Source organism: Streptomyces sp. NPDC001663 (genome assembly GCF_042893105.1).
Taxonomy (GTDB): domain Bacteria; phylum Actinomycetota; class Actinomycetes; order Streptomycetales; family Streptomycetaceae; genus Streptomyces.
Genome location: NZ_JBIAUR010000014.1, coordinates 37,089 through 47,605 on the forward strand (window position 1 = coordinate 37,089; position 10,517 = coordinate 47,605).

General features: G+C 69.0%; 7 protein-coding genes and 2 pseudogenes. 8 read left to right on the plus strand and 1 reads right to left on the minus strand.

Features of this window, described 5'->3' with window-relative positions; translation table 11 throughout:
• Positions 1-125 precede the first annotated feature (125 nt).
• The 3 genes from ACFY1L_RS37745 to ACFY1L_RS37755 all read left to right on the plus strand — a co-directional run bounded on the left by ACFY1L_RS37745 (position 126) and on the right by ACFY1L_RS37755 (position 5,349).
• On the plus strand, positions 126-1,007 hold the full coding sequence (locus tag ACFY1L_RS37745) for a helix-turn-helix transcriptional regulator (protein WP_388834882.1): 882 nt from the start codon (positions 126-128) through the stop codon (positions 1,005-1,007).
• A 974-nt stretch (positions 1,008-1,981) separates the two neighbouring features.
• Positions 1,982-3,310 carry a phosphatase PAP2 family protein gene (locus ACFY1L_RS37750; protein WP_388835588.1) on the plus strand — a complete coding sequence of 443 codons (1,329 nt, stop codon included), beginning with the start codon at positions 1,982-1,984 and terminating at the stop codon, positions 3,308-3,310.
• 125 nt (positions 3,311-3,435) lie between these two features.
• A complete protein-coding gene (locus ACFY1L_RS37755; RefSeq protein WP_388834885.1) occupies positions 3,436-5,349 on the plus strand; it encodes a glycoside hydrolase family 15 protein in 1,914 nt (637 codons plus the stop codon).
• Here the strand turns inward: ACFY1L_RS37755 and ACFY1L_RS37760 are convergent.
• A pseudogene (locus ACFY1L_RS37760) lies at positions 5,336-5,639 on the minus strand (XdhC family protein); the annotation flags it as partial. The gene ACFY1L_RS37755 and the pseudogene ACFY1L_RS37760 sit on opposite strands and share 14 nt — an antisense overlap.
• A gap of 1 nt (position 5,640) precedes the next feature.
• Here ACFY1L_RS37760 and ACFY1L_RS37765 point away from each other — a divergent pair.
• The 5 genes and pseudogenes from ACFY1L_RS37765 to ACFY1L_RS37785 all read left to right on the plus strand — a co-directional run.
• Positions 5,641-5,748 (plus strand): annotated as a pseudogene (locus tag ACFY1L_RS37765) (carbonic anhydrase); the annotation flags it as partial.
• Positions 5,749-5,945: 197 nt separating this feature from the next.
• Positions 5,946-7,019, plus strand: a complete 1,074-nt coding sequence (locus ACFY1L_RS37770; protein WP_388834888.1) for a LacI family DNA-binding transcriptional regulator — start codon at positions 5,946-5,948, stop codon at positions 7,017-7,019.
• Between the two features lie 306 nt (positions 7,020-7,325).
• Positions 7,326-8,705 carry an ABC transporter substrate-binding protein gene (locus ACFY1L_RS37775; RefSeq protein WP_388834891.1) on the plus strand — a complete coding sequence of 460 codons (1,380 nt, stop codon included), beginning with the start codon at positions 7,326-7,328 and terminating at the stop codon, positions 8,703-8,705.
• Between the two features lies 1 nt (position 8,706).
• Positions 8,707-9,585, plus strand: a complete 879-nt coding sequence (locus ACFY1L_RS37780) for a carbohydrate ABC transporter permease (protein ID WP_388834894.1) — start codon at positions 8,707-8,709, stop codon at positions 9,583-9,585.
• Positions 9,582-10,508: a carbohydrate ABC transporter permease gene (locus tag ACFY1L_RS37785; protein ID WP_388834897.1), complete on the plus strand. Its 927-nt coding sequence runs from the start codon at positions 9,582-9,584 to the stop codon at positions 10,506-10,508. Before ACFY1L_RS37780 ends, ACFY1L_RS37785 begins: the two co-directional genes overlap by 4 nt.
• The last annotated feature ends 9 nt before the right edge of the window (positions 10,509-10,517 follow it).

Here is a 10,517-nt window from a genome sequence, read left to right on the forward strand (position 1 = left end):
GACATGACCACCCTTACGGCTCATCAGCCCAGCGGCGGGCGGGCATCATGAAGGAACGACCCGCGCCCGCCGGACACCGGTGCCGGGAGCCGCGCGGCCGGACGCCCAGGAAACCGGAGGCATCGATGGACGCTCCGTCCGAGCTCGGGGACTTCCTCAAGTCCCGCCGCGCCGCGCTGCGCCCACAGGACGTCGGCATCTCGCCGCATCCGACCCGCCGCCGCGTCACCGGTCTGCGCCGGGAGGAGCTGGCCATGCTCGCCGGCGTCAGCATCACCCACTACACCCGCCTCGAACAGGGCCGCGCCATGAGCGCCTCGGACGGCGTGCTGGGCGCGATCGCCCGCACCCTGCGCCTGACCGACGATGAGACGGCGCATCTGAAGGCCCTCGCCCGCCCTGCCGCCGCCGTCTCCCGCCCTGCCACACCCCGCGTCGAGCACGCCAGTGCGTCGGCACGCCAGCTGTTGGCGGCCATGGCGGAGGTGCCGGCGCTCGTCCTCGACCGCCGCAACGACGTCCTCGCCTGGAACCGGCTGGGCCACGCCCTGCTCGCCGGTCACCTGCCGGCCGAGAGCCCCGGCACCCAGGGCGACCGCCCCAATGTGACGCGGATGCTCTTCCTGGACGATCACTACCGGGAGCTGTACATCAACTGGGACGAGGAGGCCCAGCTCGCCGTCGCCTCGCTGCGGCTGGTCGCCGGACGGCACCCGGACGACCGCCGCCTGGCCGAGCTCGTCGGTCAACTCACCCTCCAGTGCGACGAGTTCGCCTCCCGTTGGGCGCGCCACCCGGTGCGCACCTGCACCTCGGGAGTGAAGCAACTGCGTCATCCGCTGGTCGGCGCCATGGACCTCAGCTTCGAGAACCTCGTCATCCCCGGCTCGTCCGGCCAGCGCCTGATCGCCTACACGGCCGAGCCCGGCTCCCCCTCCGAGGCCGCTCTGCGACTGCTGGGCAGCCTTGCCGAACCGGAGGCCGAGGACGCGTCCGCGGCGGTGTGACGCCGACTGGCCGGAGGGGAACGCCCGGAAGAGGTACGGCCGGGAGGGTACCGCCCCTCCCCGGGCTCGATCAGCAGGGGCAGGCCACTGCAGCGGTGGCCATGGCTCACACCGCGTCCGAGATACCCGAACTTCGGCCCGGGCAGCTGATCGGTGTCGTAGTGCGCGTCCTGTCTGACGAGGCCCGCGACCAAGCGGGACACGGCGCGTTCCCATGTCGATCCGCGTGACCCGTCGGCGGGCGCGGCAAGGGCCAGCGACGAAGACCGGACGGGCTCGCGCCGCCCGACACCCGGCAGCACCCGCGGCACACACGTGACGACCCGTGCCCCTCTCTGTCCCTGTCCGCACACGGCAGTTACCGCCCACCGCTGCCGTGTGCCCCTCGAACCGTGGCGCCGCAGCAGCCTCAGGTCTGGGTGCCGTCGCGGGTGAGTTCGCCTGTCAGCTCCTCCCACTTCCGGGCGTTGCGGAAGATGAGCGTGACGGTGTGGCCGACGGGGGCGAAGCGGCGGGCAGCGGCCAGGCCGGGGCCGACGAGGGCGAAGGCAGGCTCACGCCCACGAGGGGACTTGGGCGGGTCAGGGCTTGAGGAGGGTCTTGATGGCGCGGCGTTCGTCCCGTCCCGCCGGGAAGGGACCTCGAGACATGCAGTCGACCCCGGTTAAGCGCCCCCAAGCTCGCCCGATCCAGGCCCTGGAGGGCCACACAGGCGTCCAGCTCGGCCGACCGAGCAACCAACCCACCGGTGATCCGGCTCTACGTACTTAGAAACAGCACAGAGACCTCAGAGAAACGCGCCCCACTCCGATAACATGTTCGAACTCGCCACGTACACCCTCTTCGTCCGCCCTTCACCAGAAAGCCATGCCGTCGAGCGAGATAAGTAACCCGTCCCTTCAACATCTAACAAACCGGTCAAATCGTTGATACCTATCTCATCGCGGGTGTTTTCGCGAATAAAGCCACGGGCCATACTGTGGGCCGCAGTGGCCCTGGTGACCCTCGTTTTTCTCCTCGGACTGGAGATCGCCGCACGCCACTACGGCCTGCCGGGACCGATCACCAACCAAGCACGAGAGTTGATTTACCCTCCTAAATCAGGCTTTCTGCTGTACACCGGTATGGCACTGATGGCGATGGTGCTCACCTGGCGACAACGCTTCATCGCGTTCGGTGTCGCGATCGGTATCGACGTCGTCTTCCTGGTGGTCCGGTGGGCAGTCGACGCCGACATGACGGACGGCCACCCCTTCGGCAACGGCGCGTTCTGGGTGCTTCTGGGCTACGGGGTCATCGCCATCACCCGCCGTACCGGCCAGGAACGTGTTCTGCTGCTGAAGGGCGTCGGCCTGGGCCTGCTGGTGGTGGCCGGCCGCAAGGCCGGGGACACCTGGCTGTTCATCACCTCGCAATCCCGGCCGGTGGTGCTCGACCAGTACGTGGCGACCGCCGATCACGCGCTGGGCGAACCGTCGTGGCTGGTGGGCCGGATCGTCACGGCCACCGGCCGGGTCGGATTCAATTTCCTCGACTTCGTCTACGGTCAGCTCGCGTTGGCCGCGGTCGTCGTCATGCTGTTTCAACTGCGCACCGTGGCGGTCGAGCGCCGCTTCCCGAGCCACCATCTGGTGCACACCTTCCTGGCGATAGGCCTCCTCGGGCCGGCCATCTACATGATCTTCCCGGTGGTCGGACCGGTCTTCGCCTACGGCACCGGCACCGAGCACTGGGCGTCGCTCAGCCTGTGGTCGGAACCGCAGCCCAGCGTGCAATGGGCGGTGGCCGATCTGTGGCCGAAATCGCTGCCGCCGGTGGGTGCCCCGCACCACATGCCGTTCGACGGAATCACCCCACGAAACTGCATGCCCAGCCTGCACACCGCGTGGGCCACCGCGATCTTCATTCATTCCCGGAAGGGCTCGAGGGTTCTGCGAATCGGGGGCACCTTCTGGCTGATCGCCACGCTCACCGCAACGCTGGGCTTCGGCTACCACTACGGCGTGGATCTCATCGCCGGCGTGGTGTTCTCACTCACCATCGAGGCGGCTCTGCGCTCGCACAACCGCGGCTGGGATCGATCAGGGATCCAACTCGTCGCCTACGGCACGACGGTCTTCACGGCACTCCTGCTGTCGTACCGCTATCTGCCGTTGGAGATGGCCGAACACCCGTGGGTCTTCGGACCAGTTCTCTTGCTGGCGATGATCTCAGTGATCTACGGCTACGTACGGACCATCACAGCGTGGGAGCCGAGGATCGCACCGGCGCGGCAGTTGGAACCGCAACCCGAATCGGTCTGAGTCGCCCTTTCACCCGCCCTGGGTGAGGCGAGGGCCACGGCGCTGCCGAAAGCTTGGCCTGCACAGGTCGCTGACGGGCGCTTGCGCGTGCCGCCACGGCGTCTCGGACCGAGCAGGGAGACCCCGTGAACCGATACCCGCCCATCGCGGAACACGGCATGGTCGGCGATCTTCAGACCGCCGCCCTGGTGTCGTCCGGCGGAACCATCGACTGGTGGTGCACGCCCCGCTTCGACTCGCCCAGTGTCTTCGCCTCACTCCTGGACAGCGAGCGCGGAGGGCACTGCCGTCTGGCCGCGGAGCTCGCGGACGACGACGGCATGACCGTACGACAGCTGTACCTGTCCGACACGGCCATTCTGGTCACGCGGTTCATGGCGCCCGGCGGAGTCGGTGAAGTGGCCGACTTCATGGTGCCCATCGACTCCTCGGCCCCCACGGACACGCACCGTCTGCTGAGGGTCCTACGGGTCGTCCGGGGCAGTCTGCCCTTCTCCTTCACCTGCCGGCCGCGCTTCGACTACGGGCGCGCTTCGCACACGCTCTCGCAGACCGACGACCACTCGGCCCATTTCCGTGGCCCGGGGACGGATCTGCATGTGCAGTCCAGCTCCGGGGTCATCCTCCGCCCGGACGGCGATGACATCACCGCCCGCTTCACCCTGTCCGCGGGCCAGGCGGCCGCAATCGTGCTGACCAGCACGGCGGGAGGCGCCCCCGCCCCGGCCCGACCCGCCCTCGGGGACATCGCGGACGCGCTCGAGACGTGCCGCACCTTCTGGCTGTCGTGGCTGCGTTCGTGTACGTATCGGGGCCGCTGGCAGGACATCGTGAACCGCTCGGCGATCACGCTCAAACTGCTCACGTACGCCCCCAGCGGTGCGCCGATCGCCGCTGCCACGATGGGCCTGCCCGAGCAGGTCGGCGGTGAGCGCAACTGGGACTACCGCTACACCTGGATCCGTGACGCGTCGTTGTCCGTCAGGGCATTGATCGACCTGGGCTTCAAGGAGGAGGCCTTTGCCTTCCGCCGCTGGCTGCGCGGGCGCATCGAGGCCACGGGTGCCGCCGCCTCTTCGGACCCGCTGCAGATCATGTACCGGGTCGACGGCGATCCCCACCTGACGGAGGAGACCCTCGACCACCTGGAGGGCTACATGGGGTCCAGTCCGGTACGGGCGGGCAACGCGGCGGCCGACCAGCTCCAACTCGACATCTACGGCGAGGCCTCGGACGCGCTCAGCGTGGGTGGTGACATGGGTGCACTCCGTGGCTGGAGTGCACTGACCAGCGTCCTGGACTGGCTCGCCGACAACTGGGACCAGCCCGACGAAGGCATCTGGGAGACGCGCGGCGGCCGGCAGAACTTCACCTACAGCCGGCTGATGACCTGGGTGGCGTTCGACCGTGGTGTCCGAGCGGCCACCGCCTTCTCCCGCCCCGCCGACCTCGACCGCTGGAGGGGTGTGCGGGACGCGGTCTTCCGCCAGATCGTCGAGCGCGGCTGGCACGAGAAGCGGCAGGCCTTCGTGCAGCACTACGACACCGAGGTCCTGGACGCCTCACTCCTGCTCATGCCGAGGGTCGGCTTCGTCTCCCCCCACGACCCGGACTGGCTCAGCACGTTGGACGCCATGGACGAGGAACTCGTCAGCGACAGCCTCGTCTACCGCTACGACCCGCAGGCATCCCCCGACGGCCTTCGCGGCTCGGAGGGCACCTTCAACCTGTGCAGCTTCTTCTACGTCGAGGCACTCGCCCGCAGCGGCAGGCTCAACCAGGCCCGCCACGCCTTCGACAAGATGCTCACCTACGCCAACCACGTCGGCCTCTTCGCCGAGGAGATCGGCCCCTCGGGCGAACAACTCGGCAACTTCCCGCAGGCGTTCACCCACCTCGCCCTGGTCACCGCTGCCATGGCACTCGACGAGGAACTGGAGAAGGAGCAGACCGGACCGGGCTACGGCGACCACGGCCACCCGGTCACACATGGCCTCACGGTGCCCGAGGATCCATCGCCCTCCGTCAGCCGACAGTGACGGGGCTCCGGTGGATCGGACCCGTGCCCAGGGTCAGCGGCAGGCCCGTGCCCTGGTTGGCGTGGGCGATGATCTCCGCGGTGATCGAGATGCCGTCTCCTCGGGCGTGCGCGCGCCGACATAGCCGCGGGGCAGGTCAAGTGCCAGCCGCAGCAACGGAATGTCGAACTTGGCGTCGTGGGTGAGGACGCAGACTGCGGTACGGCAAAGACGGGACGGGCGTCGCACACGGTGACCCGGCAGCCAAGGAAGCGGCCGGCCTAGCTGAGCGCGGCCGCGAAGTCGACCGCCAAGGACCTCGCCCCGATGGTGAAGAAGGGCGAACTGGCCGTGGTCAGCGCCTACTACTCGCTCGACACCGGCCGCGTGGAGGTCCTCACCGGCGCTCCGTCCGCCTGACGGCGACAACGGCCCACGACGCCGCCCGGCAGGCATTTCGCCGTGGCAGCGCCGTGGGTCGTTGTCACGGATGCGTTCCGGACTCTTGACGGCACTCTTCTGACTGCGTAGACATGACAGCGCAGACATGACTGCGCAGTCAGACCGGCGACGGTCTGACATGATTGCGCTGGATCGTGCGGTCACCGGGAGATGCCATGACGCGAGGGACAGGACGGGGCGGGAACTCCGCCGCGCCGCGCAGTGTGGACGTCGCCCGTCTGGCCGGCGTCTCGCAGAAGACCGTCTCGCGGGTCTTCAACGACGAGCCGTACGTCTCCGCCGACGTGCGCCGGCGGGTGCTGGACGCCGCCGAACAGCTCGGGTACCGGCGCAACAACGCCGCCCGGGCCCTGGCGTCCGGGCGGACCCGCTCGATCGGCGTCGTCACCCTGGGGACCGCCTTGTACGGGCCGGCCTCGCTCCTGATCGGCGTCGAGCGGGTCGTCCGCGACACGGGTTACGCGCTGCGCGTGGTCAACACGATGGAGGGCGACCCGGCGGGCATCGCCGGTGCCGTGGACTCGCTCCTGGACCAGGGCGTGGACGGCATCGTCATCTCCGAGCCGATCGACGAGCAGGGGGCCGGCGCAGCCCATCCGCTCCGCGCCGACGTACCGGTGCTCATCCTCGGCGCACCGCCACCGCCCGTCACCGCGCCCGCGGTGCTCACCGCGGGGGTCGGCGCCGACCTGATGGCCCGTATTGCCACCGAACACCTGCTGGCGCTCGGGCATGTGACGGTCCATCACCTGGCCGGTCCGCAGCGCTGGTACGCCGCCCGGGACCGCCTGGAGGGGTGGCGCACGACGCTGACCGCCCAGGGCCGGGACGTGCCTGCGGTCGTCGAGGGCGACTGGTCAGCCGCGTCCGGCTACGCGGCGGGCCGCGAACTCGCCGAAAACCCTGACGTCACCGCGGTGTTCGCCGCCAACGACGACATGGCGATCGGCCTGATCCGTGCGCTGGCGGAGGCGGGGCGCCGGGTACCGGAGGACATCAGCGTCGTGGGTTTCGACGACATCCCGGTCGCCGCATATGTGACTCCTCCCCTGACCACCGTGCGACAGCCTTTCGACGCCGTGGCCCAGGAAGGACTCAAGCGCCTGGTGCACGCCATCGAGAACCCGGACGGCGACCCCCTGACCTCGACCAACCCACCGGTCGACCTGATCGTCCGCGCCTCGACCGCGCCACCTCGCCCGAACGGAGGTGCCTCCACCAGTCACTGAACACGCCTACCAGCCCGCACAGTTGTGAGTCACGGCCCCTTGCGCCGCCCCGGGACGGGCCGCCGCATCGTTCGTGTCCAAGCCCGTCCGGGCACCCGCATCACACAGGTGACCGCGGGCGTGCCCTGAGCCCGGTGGGCGCTTGATCCAGTAGGTCCGTCAGCCAGACCCGCGCACCTGCCTCGGAGCCGTCACCACCCCTTCTCTCCGGCCGCGTCCGCCTCTTCGCGCGAGCCGTTCCCTCCCCATGCCTGCGCACGCCCTCGCCAGGCGTGCCTCCACCCTTGCCACCGGCGGGAGTTCACCATGCCCACATCCAGTCCTTCACCCATGAGCCGTCGGCTGTTCCTGGCCACCACGGGAGCCGTGTCACTCGGCGCCGCCCTGACCGCCTGCGGCGGCGGTGACTCGGGCGGTTCGTCCGGCTCCGCCAAGCCGGTCGGCCAGGCCGACATCGACAAGGCGATGAAGACGCCGACCCAGCTGACGTTCTGGACCTGGGCCCCGAACATCGAGCAAGAGGTGGCGCTCTTCGAGAAGAAGTACCCCGCGATCAAGGTCAAGGTCGTCAACGCCGGTCAGGGCGTGGCCCATTACACCAAGCTGCGCACGGCCCTGAAGGCCGGCACCGGTGCACCGGACCTGGCGCAGATCGAGTACCAGGCGATCCCCACGTACACGATCACCAACAGCCTGCTGAACCTGGCCCCGTACGGCGCCTCGGCACTCAAGGACAAGTTCGTCGACTGGACTTGGGGGCAGGTCAGCGGCCCCGGCGGCGAGGTCTGGGCGATCCCCCAGGACACCGGCCCCATGGGAATGCTCTACCGCAAGGACATCTTCGACGAGCACGGCATCCAAGTCCCGGGGACCTGGGACGAGTTCGCGGCCGCCGCCCGCAAGCTCCACAAGGCGGCCCCGGACGTCTACCTGACCAACCTCTCGGCGAACGAACCCGCCGCCTGGCACGGCCTGTTGTGGCAGGCGGGCGCCAAGCCGTACGCGGTCTCCGGCAAGAGCACCCTCTCCATCGACGTCGACGACGCCGTCTCCAAGAAGCTCGCCGCCTACTGGGGCGGCCTCGCGAAGGACGGCGTCATCAGCACCGACCCGGACTTCACCGACGCCTGGTACGCCGGCTTCAACAAGGGCAAGTACGCCACCTGGCTCACCGCCGCCTGGGGCCCGGCCTTCCTCTCCGGCTCCGCCAAGTCCACCGCGGGCAAGTGGCGTGCGGCCCCGCTGCCCCAGTGGGACGCGTCCAACCCGGTCTCGGGCAACTGGGGCGGCTCCACCACCGCGGTCATCCGCTCCACCAAGAACCCCATTGCGGCAGCCCGGTTCGCCCAGTTCCTCAACAGCGACCCGGCCAGCGCCGAACTGTTCGCCACCAAGCAGCTCTTCTTCCCGGCGACCAAGTCCCTGCTGGCGGACGCGAGTTTCACCGGCGCCGCGCCCTCCTTCTACGGCGGCCAGAAGGTCAACCAGGTCTTCGCCGAGATCAGCGACACGGTCTCGACGTCGTTCCAGTGGCCGCCGTTCCTCGACCAGGCCGCGACCGACTGGACCGAGACGGTCGGCAAGTCCCTCGCCGACAAGTCCGACACGGTCGCCGCGCTCGGCACCTGGCAGCAGCGGCTGACGACGTACGCCAAGAAGCAGGGCTTCACCGTCAAGGGGAGTTGAGATGGCCGCCACGCGCCGTCACCGCTCGGCGGGGCCGCTGTTCGTCGCCCCGTTCCTGGTGCTGTTCCTGCTGCTCTTCCTCACCCCGCTCGGCTACGCCGCCTACCTCAGCCTCTTCCAGGAACGCCTCATCGGCGGCACCGTCTTCGTCGGACTCGACAACTACGTCCAGGCCCTGGGCGACTCCCAACTCCTGCACGGCGTAGGCCGGGTGGCCCTGTTCTTCGTCGTCCAGGTCCCCGTGATGCTGCTGCTGGCGCTGCTGTTCGCCCTGGCGCTCGACAGCGGCCTGCTGCGACTCGCGCGCGTGATCCGGCTGGGCATCTTCGTGCCGTACGCCGTGCCGAGCGTGGTCGCCACGCTCATGTGGGGCTATCTGTACGGCCCGGACTTCGGCCCGTTCGCCCAGCTGAGCCGCAAGCTGGACCTGCCGGTCCCGCACTTCCTCAGCGACGGCTGGATGCTCGGCAGCCTGGCCAACATCGTGACCTGGGAGTTCGTCGGCTACAACATGATCATCCTGTACGCCGCCCTGCGCACCGTCCCTCAGGAGCTGTACGAGGCGGCCGCGATGGACGGGGCCGGCGCCTGGCGGATCGCCTGGTCCATCAAACTCCCGGCGCTGCGACCCGCACTCCTGCTCACCCTCCTCTTCTCCGTGATCGGCAGCTTCCAGCTGTTCAACGAGCCGAGCCTGCTGATGAAGATCGCCCCGGACGTCATCAGCAGCTCCTACACCGCCAACCTCTACGCCTACTCCCTCGCCTTCACCGGCCAGCAGGTCAACTACGCGGCCACGGTGTCCTTCCTCCTCGGCCTCGTCATCGTGATCGTCTCCTACGGCGTCCTGCTCACCGCGAACCGCAGGAGGACACCGTGACGACCACAGCTCCCGAGGCGATCGCGCCGACGGCTGCGAAACCGGTGCGCACCACACCTGCACGAAAGCGCAGGGCCGGGCGCAGCACTCCCCTCACCATCGCCATGCTGGCCGCCCTGGCCTACTTCCTGCTCCCCCTGTTCTGGCTGCTGATCGCCTCGACCAAGAGCACCCAGGACCTGTTCAACAGCTTCGGCCTGTGGTTCTCGCACACCCCGCAACTGCTGACGAACGTCAAGGACACGTTCACCCAGGACGACGGGGTCTTCGTGCGCTGGCTGCTGAACACAGCGTTGTACGCCGGTGTCAGCGCGGTCGGGGCCGCGCTGCTCGCGGCGGCCGGCGGGTACGGTTTCGCCAAGTTCCGCTTCCGCGGCGACCGGTTCGCCTTCAACCTGGTCCTCGGGGCCGTCATGGTCCCGGCCACGGCCCTGGCGATCCCGACGTATCTGCTCTTCGCGAAGGCGGGCCTGGTCAACACTCCGTGGGCCGTGATCCTGCCGTCCCTCGTGAACCCCTTCGGCCTGTACCTGATGCGCATCTACGCGGCCGACGCCGTCCCGGACAGCCTTCTGGAGGCCGCCCGCATCGACGGCGCGGGCGAGGCGCGGATCTTCTTCCGGATCGCGCTACGGCTGCTGGCACCGGGCCTGGTGACGGTCCTGCTGTTCACGCTGGTGGCGACCTGGAACAACTACTTCCTGCCGCTGATCATGCTCAACGACACGGACCTGTACCCGATCACGGTGGGCCTCTCCTCCTGGGCCGCGCAGGCGCAGAACGGCGGAGGCGGCGCCAGCACCGACATGTTCGCGCTCGTCGTCACCGGCTCACTGATCTCGATCGTTCCCCTCGTCGTGGCCTTCCTCGTGCTCCAGCGGTACTGGCAGAGCGGTCTGGCCGCGGGTGGCGTCAAGCAGTAACTCCCCCTA